Source organism: Salmonella sp. 2020_1459 (genome assembly GCF_043847915.1).
Classification (GTDB): Bacteria; Pseudomonadota; Gammaproteobacteria; order Enterobacterales; family Enterobacteriaceae; genus Salmonella; species Salmonella enterica.
This window is the reverse complement of record NZ_JBCMFA010000001.1, coordinates 218,070-242,938: the sequence shown is the minus strand read 5'-3', so window position 1 is coordinate 242,938 and position 24,869 is coordinate 218,070. Positions and strand designations below refer to the sequence as shown.

Genomic DNA, 24,869 nt, shown 5'->3' with positions numbered 1-24,869 from the left:
ATTAAATCATTAGGAATAATTACGAGATTTATAATCTCACGGGCTAAAAATTCAGGGTTATTCAATCATTTTAACCGCCTTTGAAATTATGCCCTTCGCCATGCTAATTACTTAGCTTTACTGGCAAAATCCGATCTCCAAGTGTAAAGTTTATTCAGAAACGTCAAGCAATTTAAATCTTTCTTGTTTTGCCAGAAAAGCTAACAACCACCCACCAGTTTAATAACACAGTATATCAAACACCTTAAATGTTTATATTTTCGGCTTCAATAAAGAGGAATGATGATGAAAAAAGCCATAATAATCTCAGTATTAGAGCAAATAGAAAAAAATCTTGAAGAGAGGATTGATATTGAAAAGCTGGTTGTTATAACAGGTTATTCGCGAAGGAGTTTGCAGGATTTTTTTAAAGAAAAGTGTGGCGTCTCTATCGGAAAATATATCAGACAACGCAAGTTGAGCAGAAGCGCCACTCTGCTAAAGCTGACCTCTCAGTCGGTCACAGATATCGCGTTCAGAATGGGGTTTGATTCAGTGCAGTCCTATAGTCGAGAGTTCAAAAAAACATTTGGCGTCAATCCCAATAACTATCGCAAGGCTGATTTCTGGGATCTCAGAAACCTACGGCCTCCCTACTGGCTTGACTGTGATGAGCATTATCAGTTCGAAATTTGTCAGCTTACGTCAAAAGAAATTTTCGGATTTCAAACATCTCATCAGATCGCAACAAATGACCTTCCTAAAAAAGCGTCGCCTATAAAATGGAAAATCATTCATGAGACGCTCAGAACGTGGGGCGAAAATGTGTATTGTCTCTCGTCTTTTAAGCCGGATAATACCAAAGACCAGGTCATCGCCGTAAGCAGTTTTTTTGGTATGGAACATAATTCCGTCGATGGAGGAAAAATACCCATGTCGAGAGTAATAAAATGTGGTAAATATGCAAAATTCCATTTCGTTGGTCATAAGGAACAATATCAACAATTTTCCAATACAATATATATGTGTATATTGCCAAAACTGAATCTTATCAGGAGAGAAGGAGAAGATATTGAATACTTCCATTTGGCATCCGTCCAAAAGCAACAGAGTAATGAATCCATTGTCGATCTTTATTATTACATCCCTGTACTGTAATGACTTCGTACCATCCACGCATTTCATCTGAAAAGTCTTCTCTTTTCAGAACGGTAATAAAACTCTCAGTATTGATTCTGGTAAAATAAGTGACTATTAAATATAGTTAACGTTTTGAAAGAATTTAAAAAAAATAAATTGCGTGCACGCGACACCGGGGACAGATTTCTGACAGTACTGTACGGTGTAGTGATCAGGTAATATTGGCTACAGTTTACGGTAAAAGCAAAGTCCATACTTTAACTATTAATGGGAGTATGCTGGCCGGGCGGCTTGCGGGGCCTTCATGCTCCCACATCTATAATGTTGGTATGATTACATTCTCTCTATACTTTCCCGTGCTAACCTTTTATCTCGTTGAGATAACGTTTAATTAAAATGCTCTCTTTTTGATGTACATTATAAGAGGAGACATTATTCATATTTTCGAAATCAGGGCAGACGATATGTATACAACCATCAGAAACACAGCGCTAGCAATGGTAGCTTGTTTTTCGTATATCGCACATGCCAGTACCCCCCCTCCTCTTATTATCACCAGGGGAGCCGGAGGAGACGCCTCCGGAGCCACAGTCATTCATGATAATTGGCGGCATGGCACTCCTGACCTGGTCAATCTTACCGATATCCCCATAGATAAAATCAGACCAGAAAAATACAGTTGCGTACTGATTATTGGGCAAGGAGCTATAAAAGAGATGCTTCTTGCGAACAATGTCTCAGCAATACTTTCCGGAAAAACTGTTGGTCTGTATAGTCATCTGATCGATCAGAACACGCTCAGATTACTTCGGCAATTGCAGAACAAAGTGAGATTCAATCTCTTTTTTACCCGCTCGCAGATAACTCTACTAAAACTAAGGAACATTTCAGAATATAATTTTTTGAGTTCTAAAGTAAATAATGTCTGGGGACAAGACTCACTAGCAATTGAAACAGTGGCACCTGACAGGGGTAATATACCGGAAAAAGCGCTTCCCCTCAAAACAACAGATTATGTGATCTGGCTGGGTGGAAACTATACTACCTCCTCTGGTACGCAGCGTATCTTCACAAACGATCAGATTGTTGTAGCCCTGAAACCACTACATAATGTTATTTCATCAAATGCATCGATTGCTATTATGCTTTCACCACGTTTTTTTGATAATAGCATGAGTAAAGAAGCAAAAGTTAAACGACTGAAGGCAGTGCTTAACACCTTTTCGCGAAACAGGGTCACATTTTATATGAATAAGGAGATGCTTGCTAATCTGAAAGAATTTGATTTACCTGTTCAACTATCCCCCTCTTACGCAGAGCTGATGCGAATGTCCTGGGCCAGCGCTACCCGGCATTTTGCCTCTGTGGATCAATATAACCTGTTTGCTGATCTCATACCTAAAGTCACGCCGTTTCTTCTTGAACCGAATGATGCCGATCAAGCTCTCTATGCGACGGATTATCTTAATACCCAGCGTGTAAGTCTGACCCAAAATATTCTTAACCACGGTTGTGACTAAATAAAACGCGCAGAATCCGGGATAGTTAGCAATCCAAAACAGACCGTTAGCCATGAGTACTGTTTATCTTCACTATACAGGGAACAACCAAATAACTGACAACACAAATCAAGCCGATACCCGGAATTCGGCTATACAGGCGCTCTATTCAATTCAGGCCCAGAAACAATCCGGTACCCATACTGGACACGGCCTCCCAACTGCTTTAGCGCATTACCAGTCCAGCTTCGATGCGCCTTCTGTCGTCTGCACTATTTCACTGGTTTTAATAACGCGATGATAACCATAAACATCAGCGTATTTCGTCATTCCGGTTGCGGTGTCAACCTCCGGCTTACCCTGCGTTTCAATAATCTCTCCCGTCCGGGTCGTCATGGTATAGGTCGTTGTACATCCGGCTAGCATCAACACTGATAAGCTAAGTACCGTAATAAGACTACATTTTTGCATTTCTCGTTTCCCTGGCACCTCTATTTTTGATGTACTTTACCGAATACCGCAACGGCAAGATGGATGATTAGGGCTATTGCTCCCTGTTTGCCCGTATCTGATTGGCTCAGGTTTTTTGATGCGCTGCGTTAATCCGGCAGTAATCGCTCCAGCACATCCCCAGCCAGAAGCACGCTCTCCTGAAGACGCTCCAGGCCATACCCCGCTCGCGCCTTGGCGGAAAGCCCCGCCATTAGCGTCCCCATAAAGTCCGTCGTCCGGTCAGCCTCTTGCGGATACCGCATGGCGACATAAGTGCGAATCAGGTTTTCAGCAGCGATGTAAAACTCGCAGGCGGCCTCTCGTGCCGGTTTATCGTTACAATGAGCGCCCTCCAGAACCAGACACCCAGTGGCATCAGGATCGGCAGCGTAACGTCTTGCCGCTTCCATCAGCACATCGATAAGACACTTCGCGGTCGGGCGATCGTGACGCAGAAGCGCCCCGAGCGGAATCGCGTCGGTCATCCTGTAACGCTTTAATACGCGAGTATACAGCCCCAGCTTGCTGCCAAACGCCGCATAGAAACTGGGAGGATTGATCCCGAACGCTTTTGTCAGATCCGCTACGCTCACCGCGTCGTAGCCGCGCGAATGAAATAAGTGTTGAGCGGTTTCAATGGCTTGCTCCGGATCGAACTGGCGAGGGCGACCCGGCGTTCGGCTATGTTTTGTAGTCATTACTACATAACTCCTTGACGGCATGATTTCATTACGCATATTGTAGTGGCTACTACAATATCATAAAGGACATCCTGATGACGCTATTTCGCAACAAATCTGTACTGGTTTTAGGGGGAAGTCGTGGTATCGGCGCGGCTATTGTACGACGCTTTAGCGCTGACGGCGCATCGGTCGTTTTCAGCTACGCCGGATCGCGTGAAGCTGCCGAAAAACTGGCAGCGGAAACCGGAAGCACCGCCATTCAGACGGATAGCGCCGATCGTGATGCCGTCATCAGCCTCGTGCGTGAGTACGGACCGCTGGATATTCTGGTCGTCAATGCGGGCGTGGCTCTCTTCGGCGATGCGCTGGAACAAGATAGCGATGCGATAGATCGTTTGTTCCGCATTAATATCCATGCGCCTTACCATGCGTCAGTCGAAGCAGCCCGCCACATGCCGGAAGGTGGACGCATTATTATTATCGGTTCCGTGAATGGCGATCGGATGCCCGTACCGGGAATGGCCGCGTACGCCGCCAGTAAATCAGCCCTACAAGGGCTGGCGCGCGGCTTAGCCCGTGATTTTGGCCCCCGCGGGATTACAATAAATGTAGTGCAGCCAGGCCCCATTGATACCGACATCAATCCGGAAAATGGCCCAATGAAAGAGCTGATGCACAGTTTCATGGCGATCAAACGACACGGAAGACCTGAAGAAGTGGCTGGAATGGTGGCATGGCTTGCCGGCCCGGAAGCCTCTTTCGTCACCGGTGCGATGCACACCATCGATGGTGCCTTCGGCGCCTGACGGCCAGGCGAATATCACACGGTTGCCGTCTACGCTCCGGCAACCGTGTTAGAAGCTGTTCATGTGAGAAAACATCCGCAAGCGCCGGGATCAATCGTGGATTTTAACGCCAAGACAACCGCGAACAAATTCAGGATTAAAATGCTTCACCGCTTCGCCAACGTAGCCTAAATCAAGGGCGTTGATTTGAGCCATTTCGTTATCCGTTAGTGAGAAATCCCAGATAGCAAAGTTCTCTTCAATGCGTTCCTGTCGAGTGGATTTAGGAATAACCGTGACGCCACGCTGCACGTTCCAACGCAGGACAACCTGCGCGATGGTTTTTTGATGGGCATCGGCAATCCTTTGAAGCATTTCATTTTCATACGGTTTATGTCTCCCGCCGCCTAACGGCGCCCACGCTTCAGGCTGGACGTTATAATGCTTCATGGTTTCCAGCGCGGCGGGTTGTGCAAAGTATGGATGCAATTCGACCTGGTTTACCATTGGCGTAATTCTGACGGTTTCACAGAAGTTGGCTAACACATGCGCATAGAAGTTGGACACGCCAATGGCTTTTAGTTTACCAGCTTCATAAGCGTCTTCCAGCGCGCGCCACGCGCTAAAATAATCGCCCATTGCCTGATGCAATAAATAGAGATCAAAATAATCTAACCCGGATTTTTTCAGCGATGCTTCAATACCTGCTTTGGCCAGATCGTAGTTAGCCATATCTTGCACCCACAGTTTAGAAGTAATAAATAACTCCTCACGGGTACACAGACCTGTCGCGATGGCTTCACGAACAGCGTCACCAACGGCATCTTCATTGCCGTATACCGCAGCGGTATCGATAAGGCGATAACCGCTGCGAATAGCGCTTAACACTGACTGCTGACATTCTTCTTTGTCGGTTACCTTAAAAACGCCAAAACCAACCATAGGCATTTTAAGGTTGTTACTTAATATTGAATATTCCACGCTAAAGCACCCTTTCGTCGTAAAGACGCCATGATAAGAACAAAATACAGGTACAATGAGTATTGTTAAATCCAATTATATTTATACAAAAAGTTCATTAATAACAGTTGTACAGATTTTTTATTGCATCCAAACGTTCAGTGCTTGCTATATCCTCGCCGTGTAGCACCTGTTTGATAATGACTTTTTCTTATGCGTCAAAACCAGTACCGTCATTTTGACCGTCTGTGAAAAAGTTTTCTGAACAGGCAATGCGATATCCGGAATAATATTTTTTAGCGAAGAGGCTCCGACTGGCTCAGCGCCGTTTTGCACCAGTCATAAAAAGCGCGTACCGCAGGCGGCAAAAACCTGTTTTGCGGATAGACCAGCGCAAGCGGCAAATCATAAGAATGGTTGTCCATGCAGGTCACCAGCGCCCCGCTGTGCAGATACGGCGCAACCAGATAGCTGGCGACGCGAATTAACCCCAGCCCCTGTATTCCGGCCTGAATATAAGCGTCCGTATCATCGACAACCAGCGTCTCCTGCACCCGCATCGCGTAATCCTCCCCCTCACGCGTAAAAAACCAGTCGGTGGTACGCCCGGTGCGGTGGTTCAGGTAGCCGACCGCATGGTGTTTTTGCAGATCATCTAAATTTTCAGGGCTACCGTAACGCTCAATGTAAGTGGGCGATGCTGCTATCACCCAGTTAAAACTGGCGAGCGGACGGGCAACCAGCGTGGTGGAATCATCGATCCTGCCGGCCCGAATCACGCAGTCATACCCTTGCAGGATAATATCCTCCACGCTATCGCTGGAACAAAGTATCAGCTCCAGCTCCGGATATTGGCGCCAAAAGGCCGGGAGCGTGGGAATAATGCAATGTCGGGCGAGAGATTGCGGCATCCCCACTTTAAAACGCCCTTTGGGTTGTGCCGCCCGGCCGGGAAATGACGACTCCATGGCCGCGATATCTGCCAGTACTCTTTTGCACTCTTCGTAGTAACGCCGCCCCTCTGCGGTCACACTAAGTTTGCGAGTTGTACGTTGCAAAAGTTGAATCTTAAGCCAGGATTCCAGTTCTTTAACCACCCGCGATACCGTTGAGCGCGGCACGCCCAGCACTTCGGCGGCTCTGATAAAACTATGGGTATCCACCACGCAAACATAGACCTGCATCGCTTCCAGCTTGTCCATTTTCCCCCCGCCAATTATCCCATTTATCAGAACAGTCTAACCCGTCTTCGGCGTCTTATCGAACGCAGATCCCTGACGTAATCTCTATCTACAGGTGAATCAACACAGAGAGGTGCAAATGAAACAATCCAATAATCAGGTGGGTGAAAAAGTATTGGTGCTGGGCGCGGGACAACTGGGGGCGTCAGTGCTGGCGTCGTTGGTTCCGGCGGTCACACAGCGCAATGGTTCCGTTAGCGTTATTGTGTCAGGGCGATCCAGGGATAAACAGAGCAAACGACGTTCCAGCATTCATCAACAACTGGCAGATGCCGGTGCGCGGTTTATCCCGGTCGACATCGCAGGCAGTTCGGTTGCAGCGTTAAAAGATCAATTCCACGGTTTTGATACGATCATCAATTGTATGGGGTTTGTCGCCGGTGCGGGTACCCAGATAAAAATCACCCGCGCGGTACTGGAGGCGGGCGTTAAGCGCTATTTCCCCTGGCAGTTTGGCGTGAATTACGATGTGGTCGGCAAAGGCAGTGGCCAGCCGGTGTGGGACGAACAGTATGACGTCAGGACGCTTTTGCGCGAGCAAAACGTCACAGAGTGGGTGATTGTTTCAACTGGTATATTTACCTCTTTTCTCTTCGAACCAGCCTTTGGTGTGGTCAACTTAGCCAAAAAAACCATCAATGCCCTCGGTGGATGGGAAATGCAGGTCACCGTCACGTCGCCTGCGGATATTGGTCGCCTGACCACTGAAATTTATCTGCATCAGCCGCGTATCACTAACGAAGTCGTCTTTGTCGCGGGGGAAACGACCTCTTATGCAAAACTGGCGGAAACGGTCGAACGCGTGACGCAGCAAACCTTTACCCGAGGCGTATTGACGCTACCTGACTTACAGGAGCAGCTCCGTTTACATCCGCATGATCCAATGCTGCGCTATCGCGTCGCCTTCGCGCGTGGTGACGGTATGTGGTGGCCGATGAGTGACACCTGGAATGCACAACATCATCTGCCGACACAGAATATTGCCGCCTGGCTGAAAACACAGCAATGAGAACGGCGGCATCAGGCGCTCGCTTAATCCCCATGCCTTCTGCCAGCATCAGGCGGCGGGCTTGGCTACCTTGAGTTAACAAGAAACCAGTACGCATCAGTGCTTCACGATATACATTGTACGGCTATAGGCCACATCTTCCGGGTTAGTAATGGGGTATCCCTTTACCCACGGTTTAATTAACCGGCCATTGGTATACTGATAAATAGGCGCTATAGGCGCTTGTTCCGTTAAAATTTTCTCCGCTGCATTGTAATCCGCGTTACGCGCTTCGGCGGTATTTTCCATCGTCGCTTGCGTCAGGATTTTGTCATAAGTCGGATTAGTAAAGCGTGAAATATTCCCCGTATGCGTGGACGTTAATAAGGATAAGAAAGTCGACGGTTCGTTGTAATCACCCACCCAGGAGGCGCGAATAACATCAAAATTACCGGTATTCCGGCTGTCGATATACGTTTTCCACTCCTGGTTTTGCAATTTCACATCCACCCCCAGATTTTTCTTCCACATTGACGCCACCGCAATCGCGATTTTCTGATGGTTTTCTGAGGTATTGTAAAGCAGAGTTAATTTAAGCGGCTTCTGCGATCCGTAGCCTGCTGCACGCAGCAATGTTTTCGCCTGGGCGTTAAGTTCTTCCTGGCTCATTTGTTCAAACGGTGAAGGATCGGGCTTAAATCCTGCCGTGACATCCGGTGTAAAATGCCAGGCCGGTTTTTCACCGGTACCTAAGACTTTTTCCGCCATCAAACGGCGATCAATGGTCATACTTAGCGCCAGACGAACGCGGGAATCCGCCGTCGGCCCTTTCTGCGTGTTAAACGCATAATAATAAGTCCCTAATTGCGGCGGCGTATAAACTTGCCCTGGAATATCCTTTAATAACTTCTGGTACATATTTTTAGGGAAAGATTCGGTGATATCAATATCACCGGCAAGGTAACGTTTCGTCGCAGCCGATTCCTGGTTAATGGGTAAAAATGTCACTTTTTGCAGTACCGTTTTCGCGTTATCCCAGTAATGCGTATTAGGCACGACCACCAGTTTTTCATTTACCACGCGCTCTTTAAGCACATACGCGCCATTGCCAATCAGTTTTCCCGGCTTCATCCAGTCTTTGCCGCTTTCGACATTCGCTTTTTGGACCGGATAAAAGGCAAAACTGGCGGTCAGACTGGCAAACCAGGGCAACGGCTTGTCAAGCTGAACACGCAAAGTGTGCGCGTCCACGGCACTGACGCCAAGCTGATCCGGCGTGACTTTACCGTCGATAATGGCTTGCGCATTAGTGATGCCAGCCAGAGCGGCAAACCAGGCGAAGGGGGAAAGCGTTTTGGGATCAACAAGGCGTTGCCAGCTATAGACAAAATCCTGGGCGGTCACCGGCGTTCCATCGGCCCATTGCGCATTATCCCGCAACGTAAACGTCCAGATACGATTATCATTGCTCTTCCACTGGCTGGCGACGCCAGGAATAATTTCACCCTTTTCGTTCTGGTTAACCAGCCCTTCAAACAGATCGCGGATCACCTGAATTTCAGGCAGCCCAACGGCTTTCGCTGGATCTAACGAAGCGGGCTCATCTTTGATATGACGCACCAGTTCTTGTTTTTCTGCCAGTACCGTTCCGCCGGGAACATCCGCAGCATATGCCAGGGAAAAGCTGCTAACCAACAGCGCACAACAGGTTACTGAAACAGAATGCCTCATAGAAGTTCCTCAAAGATGAGTTAAATGACAACGTAATTATTTGTTTCAGCAGAAAGAAATGCAATTATCTTCCGCCAGAAAGTTGATATCGCGCCATACAAGAGGGTAAATAGAAACCATTTGATAATCGGCGGGTTTTACACAACACTACGATGATTACCCTACTGGTCTCAGCTTCGGGAAACGCGTATGACTGTCACCCGCCCCCGTGCCGAGCGCGGCGCATTTCCGCCAGGCACTGAACATTATGGACGTTCGCTACTAGGCGCGCCGCTAATCTGGTTTCCGGCGCCTGCCGCCAATCGCGAAAGCGGTCTGATACTGGCTGGCACCCACGGGGATGAAACCTCATCCGTGGTGACGCTCTCCTGTGCGTTACGCACCTTAAATCCAACCCTTCGCCGTCATCATGTCGTACTTGCCGTTAATCCTGATGGCTGTCAACTGGGGTTAAGGGCAAATGCGAATGGCATTGATCTAAACCGTAACTTTCCCGCCGCCAACTGGAAAGCGGGTGAGACAGTTTATCGCTGGAATAGCCGCGCGCAAAAGCGTGATGTCGTGCTGCTAACCGGCGACCATCCCGGCTCAGAACCGGAAACCCAAGCGCTTTGCCAGTTAATTCATCGACTCCAACCCGCCTGGGTCGTCTCTTTTCACGATCCGCTAGCCTGCATTGAAGATCCACGTCGCAGCGAGCTAGGCGAGTGGCTGGCCGATGCGTTTGCGTTGCCGCTGGTGACCAGCGTAGGTTACGAAACGCCCGGTTCGTTTGGCAGCTGGTGCGCCGACCTCAACCTGCACTGCATTACCGCCGAGTTTCCCCCTGTTTCCGCCGATGAAGCCAGCGAAAAATACTTGCTGGCGATGTCGAATCTGCTCCGCTGGCATCCTAAAGATGGAGTTGACCCGTCGTAAAGCGTAGCGCGGGCTCAACATCAACCGCCAGCCATGTTGGGCCATCAAGATCGGCGAAGCTCACCTGCGGCATAAGCGGCAGCGCGGCGCTAATCGCTCTTGATGTACAGAGCATACAGCCCAGCATCAGGCCGAATCCTTGCTCCCGCGCCTCCGTTGCCAGCGCCAGCGCCTCGGTCAGACCGCCGGTTTTATCCAGCTTAATGTTGATCATATCGTAGCGCCCCGTCAGGGCTTTCAGACTACTGCGAGTATGGCAGCTCTCATCTGCACAGATGGGCAACGGATGAATAAAATTTTCCAGGGCGGCGTCATCCTGCGCGGGCAGCGGTTGCTCCAGCATCGCGACATTCAGATCCGCCAGTAACTGGCAACGCGCCGCCAGCCCTTCTGGGCGCCACGATTCATTGGCGTCCACAATGAGCGTCGCCTCCGGCACCGCCGAGCGGATCGCCACCATACGTTCGCTAATCAGACGAGCATCGAGTTTGATTTTCAGCAACGTCGCCCCTTTTTCCCATAGTGCCGCCGCACTGGCTGCCATCTGTTCCGGCGTACCTATCACTACCGTTTGCGCGGTAGTAAAAACCGGGGCCAGCGTCACGCCGAGCAGCCCGGCAAGGCTTTGCTGCCGCTGGCGAGCCTGCAAATCCCATAAGGCGCTATCCACCGCGTTGCGCGCCGCGCCTGCCGGCAACAGTTTCTGCAATGCTTCGCGAGTCAGCCCGTTTTCCAACTGAGGCACAATACTCATGATTTGCGCCATGACCGAGGCATCACTTTCACCATAACGTGGATATGGCGTACATTCCCCGATGCCTTTTACGCCCTCTTCTTCCAGTTCGACAACGACAACATGCGCTTCGCTTCGGCTACCACGCGCAATAACAAAAGGCGTATGTAACGGCCAGGTTTCCTCATATACCTTAACAGATCTCATCTCTTCCCCTCTGATAGCGCCGGACGCGGCTTGCTACAAATAGTATTTGCCGTGTTAATGAATAATGACTTAAACTGGATTTCGACGTTAACTATAAGTAAATAGGAACATAATTATGTCACAGACTGTACATTTCCAGGGTAACCCGGTCACCGTTGCCAACGTTATTCCGCAGGCTGGTAGCAAAGCACAGGCTTTTACTCTTGTCGCAAAAGATTTGTCTGACGTTTCCCTCAGCCAATATGCAGGCAAACGCAAAGTGCTGAATATTTTCCCAAGCATTGATACTGGCGTATGCGCCGCATCAGTTCGTAAGTTTAATCAACTGGCCACAGAAGTGGAGAATACCGTCGTATTGTGCGTTTCTGCTGACCTGCCTTTTGCACAGTCGCGTTTTTGCGGCGCGGAAGGCCTGAGCAACGTTATTACGCTTTCCACTCTGCGTAATAACGAGTTTCTGAAAAACTACGGCGTCGAAATCGTTGACGGCCCGCTGAAAGGTTTGGCGGCGCGCGCAGTCATCGTGCTTGACGAAAACGACAACGTTATTTTCAGCCAGTTGGTGGATGAAATCACCCACGAGCCGGATTACGACGCCGCGCTTAATATCCTGAAGGCATAAGCCAGCGCCTGCTGGCGCTACGTTTGTCAGTGCTACAGGCGGTGCTCTTTTGTCACAAGAAGGCCTCTATCCGGAGGCCTTCTTTTTTTCTACTCTTCACCCTTCTTCTGGCTCAGACCATATTCACGCAGCTTATTGGCAATCGCGGTATGCGATACCCCCAACCGTTTCGCCAGTTTACGCGTACTCGGATAGCTACGATAAAGCTGAGTAAGGACAGAACGTTCAAAACGACTAGTAATGTCATCCAGCGAACCTTCCATCGCATCCTCGCCGACTGCCACCGTCGCGGCATCGTAGTCAGGCAGCAGGATATCCTGCGGACGCAGCTCATACCCTTCCAGTTGCGTCAGCGCCCGGTAAATCGCATTTTTAAGCTGGCGAACGTTACCCGGCCAGCCGTAACGAGTGAGAACCGTACTCAGATCGGCAGACAGTTTCGGTCGCGGAACGCCCTGTTCGTCGGCAAAACGCGCCACGAACAGTTCGGTCAACGGCATAATATCCTGCGGGCAATCGCGCAACGGCGGCAAATTAAGCGTCAGAACGTTAAGTCGATAATAGAGATCTTCGCGGAACAGTCCTTTTTGCACCAGCTCCACCAGATTTTTCTGCGTGGCGCAGATAACGCGGACATCAACATGAATTTCGTGATCTTCGCCGACGCGACGGAACGTACCATCATTGAGAAAACGTAGCAGCTTCGCCTGCATACGCGGCGACATTTCGCCAATTTCATCCAGCAGCACCGAACCGCCATTCGCCTGTTCAAAAAAGCCTTTTTTACCTTCCGGCGCATGGCCAAATAGTTCGCTTTCTACCGCATCTTCCGGGATTGAAGCGCAGTTGAGCGCCAGATACGGTTTCGCTGAACGAGGGCTTGCCTGGTGACAGGCATAGGCGAAAAGATCTTTGCCGGTTCCCGTATCGCCGGTAATCAGCAGCGGCGCGCTGAGCATCGCCAGTTTGCGCGCCTGCTCAACGACGTGCTTCATCTTTGCGCTCACGGCAATAATCTGACTAAACGCGCTCAGATCCTGCGTGGACAAATTCTGTAGCTGCTGCCCCATACGAATCGTGGAACGCAACATCACGACCGCCCCGGTCAACACGTATTCGTCATTTTCGTTTTGTAAATGTACCGGCGTAATCTCCATCAGGAAGTTTTGCCCGTTGATCACGACATGTTCGTTATGGGAGCTTTGCGGGTTACCGTCCAGCCAGCGCTGAAAATTGAAGCCGTTGATTAATTGTGCGGCGGTATGGTGCCGCATTCGCTCCTGGCTCTGGGCAAAAAGCTGACAACTCGCCGGGTTCGCCATCTCCACTTTACTCTTCATATCCAATGAGAGCACCGGCTCCGGCAACGCCTCAAGCAGCGCGCTCAGGGCCAGATGTTCACGTTCGGACGGCATCCAGGGAACGGTACGGACATCCGTTACGCCGGAAATACGGCGGATTTCGGCCATCAGGCTGCTGAAGTCGGTGAATTCCAGCTCAGCAAAATTAAGATAAATTCGCCCAATGGGATCAATCTCGATTCCGCGTAAATCAATGCTACGTAACACCAGTAAATCAAGTAATTCGCGGGTCAGACCAAGTCGGTCTTCACAAAAGACTTCCAGACGCATGGGAACCTTCACCTGAATAATGAACCATTAAATAGATGATAAGCCACTATTCGGCTGGCAGGAAGGATTCTGTCAACAAATATTGACAGCATGACGGAAAAACGGGCGCTGCGGCGTAAAGCCAGGCAATCAGCGCCCTGTGGAAGGTCATTTCTCCGGCGACGACTTACTCTTTTGCAGGGTCTCTTTTAGCTGACCGATAAGCTGACGACGAAAATCACCGAGACGTGGTTTATCGTTGTCGATCCACGGCAATGGCCGACATAGCTCCATCGCTTTTATTCCCAGTCGAGCGGTAAGGAGGCCTGCGCCAATCCCCTGCGCCGCGCGCGTAGACAGGCGTGCGGCCAGATCCTGAGACATCCAGTCCATACCGACTTCACGCACCAGCTCACTGGCCCCCGCGAACGCGATATTCAGCAACACCAGACGGAACAGACGAAGGCGGCTGTAATAACCAAGTTCAATGCCATACAGCGTTGCGATACGGTTAATCAGGCGTAAATTACGCCAGGCAATAAACGCCATATCCACCAACGCTAACGGGCTGACGGCGATCATCAGAGTCGATTCCGCGGCGAAACGGCTAATCTCACGTCGCGCCTGCGCGTCAAGTACCGGCTGTACCAGATGCGCATACAAACCGACGATTTCCCTGTCGTTTTGCGTTTCGTGAATAGCGGCATACCAACGTTGTAATGCCGGATGTGATTGATCAATCCCCGCCTGCTGCGCCAGTTTTTCGCAAAATGCGCGACCTTTCCCGACGCTATGGCTATGTAACAGTTCACGCGCCTCATCGCGCTCATGCGCCCGCTGGCGCAAGCGCCATAATCGCCGCCACTCCGTGACCACCGATCCCACGCCAGCGCCAATGATCAGCGCGCCTGCGGCACAGCCGCCTAAAGCGACCCAGTCCTGAGTTTGCCAGGCATTCATTGTCCACTGTACGCCTTGCCCGACCACGCTCGCGCCAAACAGCGCCAGCCCTCCCATCACCATTTTACGCCACAGGCTGCGTTTGGGGCGCAGCGCGGCATCGACCGCCGCTTCTGCCACGCCTTCGTCTTCCGGGCGCTCATCGATAGCCGCAGGCGCAAATGTACGCGACTCCGCTTCGCTGAAAGTTTGCTGCGCTTTGAAGGCCGACGTAGGCTCCTCCTTTAGCGGTTCTGCAAAATCAATACGCGGTTTTAACGGTTCGCTCATCGCAGCTTATCTCCTATTAAAAACTCCAGCGCAGCGTCCAGACGAATATGCGGTAACGGTTTATCAACATCCATCACCTGCGGACGAAAGGCTTCGAACTGAAAGCCCTGCTTATCCCAAAACGCTTGTCCCGGCAAACGCGAAGGCACTTCGCCGGGGTACACGGTTAACGGCGCGCCGTCACTCAAACGGTTTCCACGTAAAGCCGGGATTTTTTCGCCGTTGACCTCAATCACGCCGCTGGTGGTCGCCTGTACCGACGCCAGCCCCAGGCAATCCATACTAATGCCTTCAAACGCGGCATTTTGCCAGGCATCCTGAATAAGCTGCTGGAGCAAGGCCACCATATTGGCATGTTGGTCGAGGGTGACATGGTCGGCTTTCGTCGCGGCGAACAGCAATTTATCAATTACCGGCGAAAACAGGCGGCGAAACAGAGTCCGCTGGCCATAGTGAAAACTTTGCATCAACTGCGTTAAGGCGAGACGCATATCATTAAACGCCTGCGGCCCGCTATTAAGCGGTTGCAGACAGTCGACCAGCACAATCTGGCGATCAAAGCGTAGAAAATGATTTTTGTAGAACCCCTTGACCACTTTTTCGCAATAGTAGTTAAAGCGTTCGCGCAGCATTCCAGCGTTGGTCTGTTTATCCGCCTGCGCCAGTTTTGACTCGCCGAAGGCGTCCACATCCGGCCACGGGAAAAACTGCAACGCTGGCGCGCCCGCCATATCGCCCGGCAAAACAAACCGTCCAGGCTGAATAAAATGCAATCCCTGCGATTTACACTGATGCAAATAATCCGTCCAGGCGGCGGCAATCTCCGCCAGCCGATTTTCATCGGCGGGCGCCAGCGGATCGAGTCCGTCGCATAGTTGCCGCCATTTTGCGGCCCACTCAGCGCGTTGCCCTTGTAACAAGCCGTTCATCTGACGGGACCAGCTTAAATAATCCTGAGCCAGCATGGGCAGATCGAGTAACCATTCCCCTGGATAGTCCACAATCTCCAGATACAATGTCGAGGTATCTTTAAAATGGCGCAGCAGCGAGTCGTTGGAGCGATAGCGCAACGCCAGCCGAATCTCACTCACGCCGCGCGTCGGTGTGGGCCATGCGGGAGGATTGCCATAAAGCTGAAGTATCCCCTCGTCGTAGGTAAAACGGGGAATACCAAAATCACGTTGAGGCACGCGCTTTACGCCAAGCAGGCGTTCTTCGCGTACCGCGCTGAGCAACGGTAAGCGCGCGCCCGCGTGGACATTAAGCAACTGGTTAACCATCGCCGTGATAAACGCTGTTTTACCGCTGCGGCTCAACCCGGTTACGGCAAGACGCAAATGCCTGTCTACCCCACGATTGACCAGCGCGTTGAGTTCAGTTTTAAGTCGCTTCATTGACATCCTGTTGAGCCTGAAGAGAAGAAAAAATAATAACGAGCCTGCGTTATAGATATGTGCAAAAACGTTATTATCAACTACCCGGAGAGATCAACAACGGCGCATTAAGCGCCGCGGTTAGTATGAGTATTGAGCAATAGATTATCTATTTTTTTACTTTCGGCATATCAAGACGACTGATACCGCCCATATTCATCGCGTGCGTATACCCCATATCAAGCAACATTTGTTTTGCCATGCCCGACTGTCGTCCGGAGTTGCAATATAACTTTACCGTATCGTTCCTGTCTGGAACTACCGTTTCGATATGAGATTTAATCTCCTTCAATGGGATATTAATCGCGCCCTGAATATGCTCTCGCTGATATTGTTCCGGAATGCGGACATCTATCCAGTATTCTGCGGCATAAAGCGGCATGGCTATGAATAACGCTAACGCAAATATTCCTTTTTTCAACATACTTCCGTCCTGACACGTAATGTATTTCGCACACACTATACGCCAGAGCTTAACGAAATATTATGACCAGACTCGCTATTTGTAACGCTGCGAAATTTTATTCGCCGCCTTACGAAGTACTGGCTCCAGCGCAAACGCCAGCAACATTTTTAGCGGACGACGGGCGACGGATTTTACCGCCCATCCCGCCACGCCGGCAGGCCCGTAGCGTAACGCGGTCAACAGAACCAGCTTACCTGCTATTTTGAAGCCGGGCTTCACCTTCTGCCCGGCGCGTTGCCAGCGAGTATTCATCTTCACCTTCCCGATATATCACTTACAGTTGACGGAAACGACTACGCAGTGTGAACGTATCTGACGTGACGTAGCGTTCCATTTCTCGCAAACGCTTTTCGCCTGCGGCAAGCTCTCTGTCTACGGTATCCAGCAGTTCGCCGCTGGTCGGCTGCGGTTTGCCTGCGGCCAGATTATCCGGCATAGGGTCCAGTACAAAAGACAGAACGATATAGGCCACTACGGTAAAAAACGCCAGCCCAAAGAAAATCGACAGCACGACCAGAATACGCACCAGTTTTACCGGTACATCAAGGTAGTCGGCGATCCCGGCGCAAACGCCACGCACCATGCCCTTTTGCGGCATACGCCATAGTTTTTTATTCAGATTGATTCCACCCATTAGCGCTCTCTCCAGTTCGGATGCTCTGCATCAAGAATGTCTTCCAGCGCCTGAATGCGCTCGCGCATACGTTGCGCATCGTCTGTGAGTTGCAGTAAGCGTTGCTGCTCGCTTTGCGACAGTTCTCCCCGACCGGCGCGGTTGCTGTAATGCAGCCACAGCCAAATCGGTAACACAAACAACACAAAAATGGTTAACGGGATGGCCAGAAATAGCGCGCTCATGCGTTCTCCTTACACCTAAAGCTGATGAGCGACGGCGCGTATCGGCGCCGCCATTGTCATTATTGATTATCTTGCTTCATTTTGGCTTTCAACTGCGCAAGCTGCTCGCTGATTTCATCATCGGCTTTCAGGTTGGCAAACTGTTGGTCCAGCGATTGCTGCTTACCAAAACGATGGCTTTCCGCTTCCGCTTCCATTTGATCGATACGACGTTCAAAGGATTCAAACCGCGCCATGGCTTCATCCAGTTTGCCGCTGTCAAGCTGACGACGGACATCGCGGGAAGAACTCGCCGCCTGATGACGCAGCATCAGCGCCTGCTGGCGAGCGCGTGTTTCGCTGAGTTTGTTTTCCAGCTCGCCAATCTCTTTCTTCATGCGCGCCAGCGTGTCATCCACCAGCGTGACTTCCTGTTCAAGCGTAGCAATTAAATCGGTCAGCTTTTGTTTTTCAATCAATGCGGCGCGCGCCAGATCGTCTTTATCTTTGCGCAGGGCCAGTTCCGCTTTTTCCTGCCACTCGATCTGCTGAGCCGTAGCCTGTTCAATACGACGGGATAACTGTTTCTTTTCCGCTAAAGCTCGCGCGGAGTTCGAGCGAACCTCCACCAGCGTATCTTCCATCTCCTGAATCATCAGGCGCACCAGCTTCTGCGGATCTTCCGCTTTTTCCAACAACGCATTGATATTGGCGTTCACGATGTCGGCAAAACGAGAAAAAATACCCATAATTCAATCCTCACATAATGTTCTGATAACGGGCGATGCCCTGCTACATGATTAATACAATTTGCGTGCCAACTTTTCATGTCACTGATAATAAAGAAATTGTTTCGTTTTACCTCGCCAGCAAAAAAGGATAAAGTGGTGAAAAACACTAACAAGTGGCGATTTTCATCATGGCTGAATTTAAAGATAACCTGCTCGGCGAGGCAAACCGTTTTCTTGAAGTACTGGAACAAGTCTCCCGGCTCGCGCCGCTGGATAAGCCAGTGCTGATTATTGGCGAACGCGGGACGGGTAAAGAACTTATCGCCAATCGCCTGCACTATCTCTCTTCACGCTGGCAGGGGCCGCTTATCTCGCTTAACTGCGCAGCGCTTAACGAAAATCTGCTGGACTCCGAACTGTTTGGTCATGAAGCGGGTGCTTTTACCGGGGCGCAAAAACGCCATCCCGGTCGCTTTGAACGCGCCGATGGCGGCACGCTGTTTTTGGATGAACTGGCGACAGCGCCGATGCTGGTACAGGAAAAGCTGCTGCGGGTGATTGAATATGGCGAGCTAGAGCGCGTCGGCGGCAGCCAGCCGTTACAGGTTAATGTGCGATTAGTATGCGCCACTAATGCCGATTTACCCGCCATGGTGAAGGAAGGGACATTTCGTGCCGATCTGCTCGACAGGCTGGCTTTTGATGTTGTACAACTGCCGCCGCTGCGCGAACGCCAGAGCGATATCATGCTGATGGCCGAGCACTTTGCTATTCAGATGTGTCGTGAGCTACGTCTGCCCTTATTTCCCGGTTTTACCGATCGGGCAAAAGAAACGTTGTTGCATTACGCCTGGCCAGGTAATGTCCGCGAGCTGAAAAACGTAGTCGAACGTTCAGTGTATCGCCACGGCAGTAGTGAACAACCTTTGGATGAAATTGTTATCGATCCTTTTCAACGCCATCCCGCTGAACCGCCCGCGCCCGCCCTGCCAGCGGCATCCGTCACGCCTGACCTGCCGCTCAAATTACGTGAGTTTCAACTGCAACAGGAAAAAGCGCTGCTGCAACGTAGCTTACAGCAGGCGAAGTTTAACCAGAAACGAGCCGCCGATTTGCTGGCGCTCACCTACCACCAGTTTCGCGCCTTGCTTAAAAAGCATCAGCTTTAGCTATTTCTCCGGCTAATTGACGACATTTACGCCAGTTATCCACCGACATTTTTACGTGGCGGGCCGAAGTGCGATACACTTTGCAAATTGAACTTCAAAAACTTAACTATTATGCGCCTGGTTTTATCGTCTCTGATCGTGATAGCGGGTCTACTGAGTAGTCAGGCTACGGCTGCGACTGCGCCCGAACAAACTGCGAGTGCAGATATTCGCGATAGCGGCTTTGTGTATTGTGTCAGCGGGCAGGTCAACACCTTTAATCCGCAAAAAGCGAGCAGCGGCCTCATCGTCGATACCCTGGCCGCCCAGTTATATGACCGCCTGTTGGATGTCGATCCCTATACTTATCGTTTAGTCCCAGAGCTGGCAGAAAGCTGGGAAGTGCTGGATAACGGGGCAACGTACCGTTTTCACCTGCGCCGCGACGTTTCCTTTCAAAAAACCGCCTGGTTTACGCCGACCCGAAAACTCAATGCTGATGATGTCGTCTTTACCTTTCAGCGGATTTTTGATCGTCGGCATCCGTGGCATAACATCAACGGCAGTAGCTTCCCCTACTTTGATAGCCTACAGTTCGCCGACAATGTAAAAAGCGTGCGTAAGCTGGACAATAACACCGTTGAGTTTCGCCTGACGCAGCCAGACGCCTCCTTTTTATGGCATCTGGCCACACACTACGCTTCCGTCATGTCCGCTGAGTACGCCGCGCAGCTTAGCCGAAAAGATCGTCAGGAACTGCTAGACCGCCAACCGGTCGGCACCGGGCCTTTCCAGCTTTCGGAGTACCGTGCCGGGCAGTTTATTCGTCTCCAGCGCCACGATGGGTTTTGGCGCGGCAAACCGCTGATGCCGCAAGTGGTGGTGGATTTAGGCTCCGGCGGTACCGGGCGTTTATCGAAATTACTGACCGGTGAATGCGATGTTCTGGCCTGGCCCGCCGCCAGCCAGCTAACTATTTTACGCGACGATCCGCGTTTACGTCTGACGTTGCGCCCGGGGATGAATATCGCCTATCTGGCCTTTAACACCGATAAGCCGCCGTTGAATAATCCCGCAGTGCGCCATGCGCTGGCCTTATCGATCAACAACCAGCGTCTGATGCAGTCGATTTATTACGGCACGGCGGAAACCGCAGCCTCCATTTTACCTAGAGCCTCATGGGCTTACGGTAACGATGCCAAAATTACGGAGTACAATCCGGAAAAATCGCGCGAACAGCTAAAAGCGCTGGGCATTGAGAATCTTACGCTGCATCTCTGGGTGCCGACCAGTTCTCAGGCCTGGAACCCAAGTCCGCTAAAAACGGCGGAGCTTATTCAGGCGGATATGGCGCAGGTTGGCGTAAAAGTGGTCATTGTGCCGGTTGAAGGTCGTTTTCAGGAGGCGCGCCTGATGGATATGAATCACGATCTGACCTTATCCGGCTGGGCCACGGACAGCAACGATCCGGATAGCTTTTTCAGACCACTGTTAAGCTGTGCGGCCATCAATTCGCAAACCAATTTCGCCCACTGGTGTAACCCTGAATTTGACAGCGTGCTGCGTAAAGCACTGTCGTCGCAGCAGTTGGCTTCGCGCATAGAAGCGTATGAGGAAGCGCAGAATATCCTGGAGAAAGAGCTGCCGATACTGCCGCTGGCATCATCACTACGCCTGCAGGCTTACCGCTACGATATTAAAGGGCTGGTGTTAAGCCCGTTCGGCAATGCGTCTTTTGCCGGCGTCTCCCGCGAAAAACACGAAGAGGTGAAAAAACCATGATTATCTTCACCCTGCGTCGGTTATTGCTGTTGCTGGTGACGCTATTCTTCCTGACCTTTATCGGCTTTAGCCTGAGCTATTTTACGCCGCACGCGCCGCTACAAGGCGCATCATTATGGAATGCCTGGGTTTTCTGGTTCAACGGTCTGCTGCACTGGGACTTTGGCGTGTCCAGCATTAACGGCCAGCTGATCTCCGAACAGCTTAAAGAGGTGTTTCCCGCCACGATGGAGCTGTGCATTCTCGCCTTTGGTTTTGCGCTGATGGTCGGCATCCCGGTCGGGATGCTGGCTGGCGTGACGCGTAGCAAATGGCCGGATCGTTTTATCAGCGCGCTGGCGCTATTAGGTTTCTCAATTCCGGTTTTCTGGCTGGCGCTTCTGCTCACACTGTTCTTTTCGCTCACGCTGGGGTGGCTGCCGGTATCCGGGCGATTTGACCTGCTTTATGAAGTTAAACCGGTTACCGGTTTCGCCATCATTGACGCCTGGATTTCAGATTCGCCGTGGCGCGATGAAATGGTAATGAGCGCCATACGGCATATGGTTTTACCGGTGCTCACGCTTTCCGTCGCGCCGACCACAGAAGTGATCCGCCTGATGCGAATCAGCACTATTGAGGTCTACGATCAGAACTACGTTAAAGCGGCGGCCACGCGCGGCTTGTCGCGCTTTACGATTTTACGTCGTCACGTGTTGCATAATGCGCTGCCGCCGGTCATTCCCCGTCTTGGTCTGCAGTTTTCAACCATGTTAACGCTGGCGATGATTACCGAAATGGTTTTCAGCTGGCCAGGGCTGGGACGATGGTTAATTCATGCCATTCGTCAGCAGGACTATGCCGCTATTTCCGCTGGCGTGATGGTCATTGGGTCGCTGGTTATTGTGGTCAATGTGATTTCCGATATTTTGGGTGCTATGGCTAACCCTCTGAAACATAAGGAATGGTATGCCTTACGATAGCGTATACAGCGAAAAGCGCCCGCCAGGCACCCTGCGCACTGCCTGGCGTAAATTTTATAGCGACGCGCCTGCGATGGTGGGTCTGTATGGATGCGCCGGTCTGGCGTTGCTGTGTATTTTTGGCGGCTGGATCGCGCCCTATGGTATCGATCAGCAATTTCTGGGCTATCAGCTACTGCCACCCTCCTGGTCACGCTATGGCGAAGTCTCCTTTTTTCTGGGGACTGACGATCTGGGGCGCGATGTGCTGAGCCGCCTGTTAAGCGGCGCGGCGCCCACGGTCGGCGGCGCGTTTATCGTAACGCTGGCGGCTACGCTATGTGGATTAGTCCTCGGCGTAGTGGCAGGCGCGACGCACGGTTTACGCTCTGCCGTGCTGAACCATATTCTGGACACGCTACTTTCCATCCCTTCGCTCTTGCTGGCGATTATCGTCGTGGCATTTGCCGGCCCACATCTGTCACACGCGATGTTTGCCGTCTGGCTGGCCCTGTTGCCGCGAATGGTACGTTCCGTCTACAGCATGGTGCATGATGAACTGGAAAAAGAGTACGTCATTGCCGCCCGTCTGGATGGCGCGACAACGCTGAATATTCTGTGGTTCGCCATTTTACCGAATATTACCGCCGGTCTGGTCACCGAAATTACCCGGGCGCTGTCGATGGCGATTCTGGACATCGCCGCGCTGGGATTTTTAGATCTCGGCGCGCAGCTTCCCTCTCCTGAATGGGGCGCCATGTTGGGGGATGCGCTGGAGCTAATCTATGTCGCGCCGTGGACCGTTATGCTACCCGGCGCGGCGATAACGCTCAGTGTTTTACTGGTAAACCTGCTCGGAGATGGGATTCGTCGTGCGATTATTGCGGGGGTGGAATAATGCCGTTACTGGATATCCGCAATCTCACCATTGAATTTAAAACCAGCGAAGGTTGGGTAAAAGCGGTCGATCGCGTCAGTATGACATTAAGCGAAGGTGAAATTCGCGGCCTGGTAGGTGAATCGGGTTCCGGAAAGAGCTTGATTGCTAAAGCTATTTGCGGCGTCGCGAAAGACAACTGGCGAGTCACTGCCGACCGTATGCGTTTTGATGATATCGATCTGCTGCGCCTCTCCTCACGTGAACGGCGTAAGCTGGTCGGACATAATGTGTCGATGATCTTCCAGGAGCCGCAGTCGTGCCTTGATCCTTCCGAACGCGTCGGCCGCCAGTTAATGCAAAATATTCCCGCCTGGACCTATAAAGGCCGCTGGTGGCAGCGTTTAGGCTGGCGTAAACGGCGTGCAATTGAATTACTGCACCGAGTGGGAATTAAAGATCATAAAGACGCGATGCGCAGTTTTCCCTATGAACTGACCGATGGCGAGTGTCAGAAAGTTATGATCGCTATCGCGCTGGCGAATCAACCGCGACTCCTGATCGCTGATGAACCCACCAACTCAATGGAACCGACGACGCAGGCGCAAATTTTTCGCCTGTTGACGCGACTGAATCAAAACAGTAATACCACCATTCTGTTGATTAGCCACGACCTGCAAATGCTGAGTCAGTGGGCTGACAAAATCAACGTTTTATACTGCGGCCAGACGGTAGAAACCGCGCCAAGTAAAGATCTGGTGACGACGCCACATCATCCTTATACGCAGGCGCTTATCCGTGCGATTCCGGATTTTGGCAGCGCGATGCCGCATAAAAGCCGTCTCAATACGCTGCCGGGCGCGATCCCGCTACTGGAGCAGTTACCGATAGGTTGTCGTCTGGGGCCGCGCTGCCCTTACGCGCAACGAGAATGCATTATCACGCCACGCTTAACCGGCGCGAAAAATCATCTCTATGCCTGTCATTTTCCGCTGAATATGGAGAGAGAGTGATATGGTGGAAACTCTGCTTGAAGTGCGCAACCTGAGTAAAACCTTTCGCTACCGGACAGGATGGTTTCGTCGCCAGACCGTCGACGCCGTGAAACCATTAAGCTTTACGCTTCGTGAGCGTCAGACCCTGGCCATTATCGGCGAAAACGGTTCCGGCAAATCCACGCTGGCGAAGATGCTGGCCGGCATGATTGAACCCACCAGCGGCGAGCTTCTTATTGACGATCATCCCCTGCATTACGGCGACTATTCGTTTCGAAGCCAACGTATTCGAATGATTTTTCAGGACCCCTCAACGTCACTGAATCCACGTCAACGTATTTCGCAGATCCTTGACTTCCCCCTGCGCCTTAATACCGATCTGGAGCCGGAACAGCGGCGCAAACAGATTGTCGAGACGATGCGTATGGTGGGGCTATTGCCCGATCACGTGAGCTACTACCCGCATATGCTGGCGCCGGGGCAGAAACAGCGTCTGGGCCTGGCCCGCGCGCTGATTTTACGCCCTAAAGTCATTATCGCGGACGAAGCGCTGGCTTCGCTTGATATGTCCATGCGCTCGCAGCTCATCAATCTGATGCTTGAATTGCAGGAAAAACAAGGCATCTCCTATATCTATGTCACGCAGCATATCGGCATGATGAAACATATTAGCGATCAGGTATTAGTGATGCATCAGGGGGAAGTGGTTGAACGCGGCAGCACCGCCGATGTGCTCGCCTCTCCGCTACATGAGCTTACCCGCCGTTTAATCGCAGGCCATTTTGGCGAGGCGCTGACCGCTGACGCATGGCGAAAGGATCGCTAAGCGAAACAAATACCC

26 protein-coding genes are annotated in these 24,869 nt (G+C 51.3%); 12 read left to right on the top strand and 14 right to left on the bottom strand.

All coding sequences use genetic code 11. The features are described 5' to 3' along the window. The first annotated feature begins 279 nt into the window (after positions 1-279). A complete protein-coding gene (locus ACH0VJ_RS01290) occupies positions 280-1,137 on the top strand; it encodes a GyrI-like domain-containing protein (protein WP_012543356.1) in 858 nt (285 codons plus the stop codon). A gap of 392 nt (positions 1,138-1,529) precedes the next feature. After that, positions 1,530-2,639: a hypothetical protein gene (locus ACH0VJ_RS01285; RefSeq protein ID WP_000275499.1), complete on the top strand. Its 1,110-nt coding sequence runs from the start codon at positions 1,530-1,532 to the stop codon at positions 2,637-2,639. 213 nt (positions 2,640-2,852) lie between these two features. Here ACH0VJ_RS01285 and ACH0VJ_RS01280 read toward each other — a convergent pair whose 3' ends face one another. Both ACH0VJ_RS01280 and ACH0VJ_RS01275 read right to left on the bottom strand, forming a co-directional pair. Then, the gene (locus ACH0VJ_RS01280) at positions 2,853-3,089 is read right to left on the bottom strand and encodes a YgdI/YgdR family lipoprotein (protein ID WP_001168017.1); all 237 of its coding nucleotides are present in this window, start codon (positions 3,087-3,089) and stop codon (positions 2,853-2,855) included. A gap of 128 nt (positions 3,090-3,217) precedes the next feature. Continuing rightward, positions 3,218-3,808 carry a TetR/AcrR family transcriptional regulator gene (locus ACH0VJ_RS01275; protein WP_000208473.1) on the bottom strand — a complete coding sequence of 197 codons (591 nt, stop codon included), beginning with the start codon at positions 3,806-3,808 and terminating at the stop codon, positions 3,218-3,220. Between the two features lie 77 nt (positions 3,809-3,885). Between ACH0VJ_RS01275 and bdcA the strand changes: the two genes are divergently transcribed. Next, positions 3,886-4,599, top strand: coding sequence for an SDR family oxidoreductase (bdcA, locus tag ACH0VJ_RS01270; protein WP_000171959.1), 714 nt, complete (start codon positions 3,886-3,888; stop codon positions 4,597-4,599). A 90-nt stretch (positions 4,600-4,689) separates the two neighbouring features. Here the strand turns inward: bdcA and ACH0VJ_RS01265 are convergent, their stop codons facing one another. Together ACH0VJ_RS01265 and ACH0VJ_RS01260 are read right to left on the bottom strand one after the other, a co-directional pair. After that, complete coding sequence (locus ACH0VJ_RS01265; RefSeq protein ID WP_000456771.1) at positions 4,690-5,559, bottom strand: aldo/keto reductase; 870 nt, start codon at positions 5,557-5,559, stop codon at positions 4,690-4,692. 275 nt (positions 5,560-5,834) lie between these two features. Continuing rightward, positions 5,835-6,740 carry a LysR family transcriptional regulator gene (locus tag ACH0VJ_RS01260; RefSeq protein WP_000359214.1) on the bottom strand — a complete coding sequence of 302 codons (906 nt, stop codon included), beginning with the start codon at positions 6,738-6,740 and terminating at the stop codon, positions 5,835-5,837. 118 nt (positions 6,741-6,858) lie between these two features. On the opposite strand from ACH0VJ_RS01260, the gene ACH0VJ_RS01255 reads away from it, so the two are divergent. Beyond that, positions 6,859-7,788, top strand: coding sequence for an aromatic alcohol reductase (locus tag ACH0VJ_RS01255; RefSeq protein WP_000814363.1), 930 nt, complete (start codon positions 6,859-6,861; stop codon positions 7,786-7,788). A gap of 96 nt (positions 7,789-7,884) precedes the next feature. Here the strand turns inward: ACH0VJ_RS01255 and ACH0VJ_RS01250 are convergent, their stop codons facing one another. Beyond that, positions 7,885-9,498 carry an ABC transporter substrate-binding protein gene (locus ACH0VJ_RS01250; RefSeq protein ID WP_001216563.1) on the bottom strand — a complete coding sequence of 538 codons (1,614 nt, stop codon included), beginning with the start codon at positions 9,496-9,498 and terminating at the stop codon, positions 7,885-7,887. Positions 9,499-9,687: 189 nt separating this feature from the next. On the opposite strand from ACH0VJ_RS01250, the gene mpaA reads away from it, so the two are divergent. Continuing rightward, positions 9,688-10,416 carry a murein tripeptide amidase MpaA gene (gene mpaA, locus ACH0VJ_RS01245; RefSeq protein WP_000219110.1) on the top strand — a complete coding sequence of 243 codons (729 nt, stop codon included), beginning with the start codon at positions 9,688-9,690 and terminating at the stop codon, positions 10,414-10,416. Here the strand turns inward: mpaA and ycjG are convergent. Continuing rightward, positions 10,391-11,356 carry an L-Ala-D/L-Glu epimerase gene (gene ycjG, locus ACH0VJ_RS01240; protein WP_001258073.1) on the bottom strand — a complete coding sequence of 322 codons (966 nt, stop codon included), beginning with the start codon at positions 11,354-11,356 and terminating at the stop codon, positions 10,391-10,393. The genes mpaA and ycjG overlap by 26 nt on opposite strands. Positions 11,357-11,471: 115 nt before the next feature. On the opposite strand from ycjG, the gene tpx reads away from it, so the two are divergent. Beyond that, the gene (gene tpx / locus ACH0VJ_RS01235) at positions 11,472-11,978 is read left to right on the top strand and encodes a thiol peroxidase (RefSeq protein WP_000084400.1); all 507 of its coding nucleotides are present in this window, start codon (positions 11,472-11,474) and stop codon (positions 11,976-11,978) included. 89 nt (positions 11,979-12,067) lie between these two features. Here the strand turns inward: tpx and tyrR are convergent, their stop codons facing one another. From tyrR to pspA, 8 genes are all read right to left on the bottom strand, one after another. Continuing rightward, on the bottom strand, positions 12,068-13,609 hold the full coding sequence (gene tyrR / locus ACH0VJ_RS01230; protein ID WP_001235493.1) for a transcriptional regulator TyrR: 1,542 nt from the start codon (positions 13,607-13,609) through the stop codon (positions 12,068-12,070). Positions 13,610-13,756: 147 nt separating this feature from the next. Further along, on the bottom strand, positions 13,757-14,818 hold the full coding sequence (locus tag ACH0VJ_RS01225; RefSeq protein ID WP_001294463.1) for a YcjF family protein: 1,062 nt from the start codon (positions 14,816-14,818) through the stop codon (positions 13,757-13,759). Further along, on the bottom strand, positions 14,815-16,212 hold the full coding sequence (locus ACH0VJ_RS01220) for a YcjX family protein (RefSeq protein ID WP_000825858.1): 1,398 nt from the start codon (positions 16,210-16,212) through the stop codon (positions 14,815-14,817). Before ACH0VJ_RS01220 ends, ACH0VJ_RS01225 begins: the two co-directional genes overlap by 4 nt. A gap of 148 nt (positions 16,213-16,360) precedes the next feature. Beyond that, complete coding sequence (pspE, locus tag ACH0VJ_RS01215; protein ID WP_000913428.1) at positions 16,361-16,675, bottom strand: thiosulfate sulfurtransferase PspE; 315 nt, start codon at positions 16,673-16,675, stop codon at positions 16,361-16,363. Between the two features lie 75 nt (positions 16,676-16,750). Next, positions 16,751-16,969 carry a phage shock protein PspD gene (gene pspD, locus ACH0VJ_RS01210; protein ID WP_001097607.1) on the bottom strand — a complete coding sequence of 73 codons (219 nt, stop codon included), beginning with the start codon at positions 16,967-16,969 and terminating at the stop codon, positions 16,751-16,753. A gap of 22 nt (positions 16,970-16,991) precedes the next feature. Then, positions 16,992-17,351, bottom strand: a complete 360-nt coding sequence (gene pspC / locus ACH0VJ_RS01205; protein ID WP_000508938.1) for an envelope stress response membrane protein PspC — start codon at positions 17,349-17,351, stop codon at positions 16,992-16,994. After that, positions 17,351-17,575 carry an envelope stress response membrane protein PspB gene (gene pspB / locus ACH0VJ_RS01200; protein WP_001274953.1) on the bottom strand — a complete coding sequence of 75 codons (225 nt, stop codon included), beginning with the start codon at positions 17,573-17,575 and terminating at the stop codon, positions 17,351-17,353. The genes pspC and pspB overlap by 1 nt, the downstream gene beginning before the upstream one ends. Positions 17,576-17,634: 59 nt before the next feature. Beyond that, a complete protein-coding gene (pspA, locus tag ACH0VJ_RS01195; RefSeq protein WP_000510996.1) occupies positions 17,635-18,303 on the bottom strand; it encodes a phage shock protein PspA in 669 nt (222 codons plus the stop codon). Positions 18,304-18,473: 170 nt separating this feature from the next. Between pspA and pspF the strand changes: the two genes are divergently transcribed. The 6 genes from pspF (at position 18,474) to sapF (ending at position 24,854) form a co-directional block, all read left to right on the top strand. Then, positions 18,474-19,454 (top strand): phage shock protein operon transcriptional activator, encoded by a 981-nt coding sequence (gene pspF, locus ACH0VJ_RS01190; RefSeq protein ID WP_001738297.1) that lies wholly within the window; start codon positions 18,474-18,476, stop codon positions 19,452-19,454. A 111-nt stretch (positions 19,455-19,565) separates the two neighbouring features. Further along, a complete protein-coding gene (gene sapA, locus ACH0VJ_RS01185) occupies positions 19,566-21,215 on the top strand; it encodes a peptide ABC transporter substrate-binding protein SapA (RefSeq protein WP_001241630.1) in 1,650 nt (549 codons plus the stop codon). Beyond that, positions 21,212-22,177 carry a peptide ABC transporter permease SapB gene (gene sapB, locus ACH0VJ_RS01180; protein ID WP_000583298.1) on the top strand — a complete coding sequence of 322 codons (966 nt, stop codon included), beginning with the start codon at positions 21,212-21,214 and terminating at the stop codon, positions 22,175-22,177. Before sapA ends, sapB begins: the two co-directional genes overlap by 4 nt. Beyond that, positions 22,164-23,054, top strand: a complete 891-nt coding sequence (gene sapC / locus ACH0VJ_RS01175) for a peptide ABC transporter permease SapC (RefSeq protein ID WP_001146150.1) — start codon at positions 22,164-22,166, stop codon at positions 23,052-23,054. Before sapB ends, sapC begins: the two co-directional genes overlap by 14 nt. Further along, entirely contained in the window at positions 23,054-24,046 is a 993-nt protein-coding gene (gene sapD / locus ACH0VJ_RS01170) for a peptide ABC transporter ATP-binding protein SapD (protein ID WP_001128869.1), read from the top strand. Before sapC ends, sapD begins: the two co-directional genes overlap by 1 nt. Position 24,047: 1 nt before the next feature. Continuing rightward, positions 24,048-24,854 (top strand): peptide ABC transporter ATP-binding protein SapF, encoded by an 807-nt coding sequence (sapF, locus tag ACH0VJ_RS01165; RefSeq protein WP_000230462.1) that lies wholly within the window; start codon positions 24,048-24,050, stop codon positions 24,852-24,854. Positions 24,855-24,869: the final 15 nt, after the last annotated feature.

What these genes read in the sequence shown, in the direction of transcription:
- sapC (WP_001146150.1), top strand. Translation starts at nt 22,164, where the DNA reads ATGCCTTACGATAGCGTATACAGCGAAAAGCGCCCGCCAGGCACCCTG.
- ACH0VJ_RS01280 (WP_001168017.1), bottom strand. Translation starts at nt 3,089, where the DNA reads ATGCAAAAATGTAGTCTTATTACGGTACTTAGCTTATCAGTGTTGATG.
- pspD (WP_001097607.1), bottom strand. Translation starts at nt 16,969, where the DNA reads ATGAATACTCGCTGGCAACGCGCCGGGCAGAAGGTGAAGCCCGGCTTC.
- ACH0VJ_RS01285 (WP_000275499.1), top strand. Translation starts at nt 1,530, where the DNA reads ATGTACATTATAAGAGGAGACATTATTCATATTTTCGAAATCAGGGCA.
- sapB (WP_000583298.1), top strand. Translation starts at nt 21,212, where the DNA reads ATGATTATCTTCACCCTGCGTCGGTTATTGCTGTTGCTGGTGACGCTA.
- sapF (WP_000230462.1), top strand. Translation starts at nt 24,048, where the DNA reads ATGGTGGAAACTCTGCTTGAAGTGCGCAACCTGAGTAAAACCTTTCGC.
- pspC (WP_000508938.1), bottom strand. Translation starts at nt 17,351, where the DNA reads ATGGGTGGAATCAATCTGAATAAAAAACTATGGCGTATGCCGCAAAAG.
- ACH0VJ_RS01225 (WP_001294463.1), bottom strand. Translation starts at nt 14,818, where the DNA reads ATGAGCGAACCGTTAAAACCGCGTATTGATTTTGCAGAACCGCTAAAG.
- ACH0VJ_RS01220 (WP_000825858.1), bottom strand. Translation starts at nt 16,212, where the DNA reads ATGAAGCGACTTAAAACTGAACTCAACGCGCTGGTCAATCGTGGGGTA.
- pspB (WP_001274953.1), bottom strand. Translation starts at nt 17,575, where the DNA reads ATGAGCGCGCTATTTCTGGCCATCCCGTTAACCATTTTTGTGTTGTTT.
- tyrR (WP_001235493.1), bottom strand. Translation starts at nt 13,609, where the DNA reads ATGCGTCTGGAAGTCTTTTGTGAAGACCGACTTGGTCTGACCCGCGAA.
- ACH0VJ_RS01275 (WP_000208473.1), bottom strand. Translation starts at nt 3,808, where the DNA reads ATGACTACAAAACATAGCCGAACGCCGGGTCGCCCTCGCCAGTTCGAT.
- ycjG (WP_001258073.1), bottom strand. Translation starts at nt 11,356, where the DNA reads ATGAGATCTGTTAAGGTATATGAGGAAACCTGGCCGTTACATACGCCT.
- ACH0VJ_RS01250 (WP_001216563.1), bottom strand. Translation starts at nt 9,498, where the DNA reads ATGAGGCATTCTGTTTCAGTAACCTGTTGTGCGCTGTTGGTTAGCAGC.
- bdcA (WP_000171959.1), top strand. Translation starts at nt 3,886, where the DNA reads ATGACGCTATTTCGCAACAAATCTGTACTGGTTTTAGGGGGAAGTCGT.
- mpaA (WP_000219110.1), top strand. Translation starts at nt 9,688, where the DNA reads ATGACTGTCACCCGCCCCCGTGCCGAGCGCGGCGCATTTCCGCCAGGC.
- sapD (WP_001128869.1), top strand. Translation starts at nt 23,054, where the DNA reads ATGCCGTTACTGGATATCCGCAATCTCACCATTGAATTTAAAACCAGC.
- pspF (WP_001738297.1), top strand. Translation starts at nt 18,474, where the DNA reads ATGGCTGAATTTAAAGATAACCTGCTCGGCGAGGCAAACCGTTTTCTT.
- tpx (WP_000084400.1), top strand. Translation starts at nt 11,472, where the DNA reads ATGTCACAGACTGTACATTTCCAGGGTAACCCGGTCACCGTTGCCAAC.
- ACH0VJ_RS01260 (WP_000359214.1), bottom strand. Translation starts at nt 6,740, where the DNA reads ATGGACAAGCTGGAAGCGATGCAGGTCTATGTTTGCGTGGTGGATACC.
- ACH0VJ_RS01255 (WP_000814363.1), top strand. Translation starts at nt 6,859, where the DNA reads ATGAAACAATCCAATAATCAGGTGGGTGAAAAAGTATTGGTGCTGGGC.
- sapA (WP_001241630.1), top strand. Translation starts at nt 19,566, where the DNA reads ATGCGCCTGGTTTTATCGTCTCTGATCGTGATAGCGGGTCTACTGAGT.
- pspE (WP_000913428.1), bottom strand. Translation starts at nt 16,675, where the DNA reads ATGTTGAAAAAAGGAATATTTGCGTTAGCGTTATTCATAGCCATGCCG.
- ACH0VJ_RS01290 (WP_012543356.1), top strand. Translation starts at nt 280, where the DNA reads ATGATGATGAAAAAAGCCATAATAATCTCAGTATTAGAGCAAATAGAA.
- pspA (WP_000510996.1), bottom strand. Translation starts at nt 18,303, where the DNA reads ATGGGTATTTTTTCTCGTTTTGCCGACATCGTGAACGCCAATATCAAT.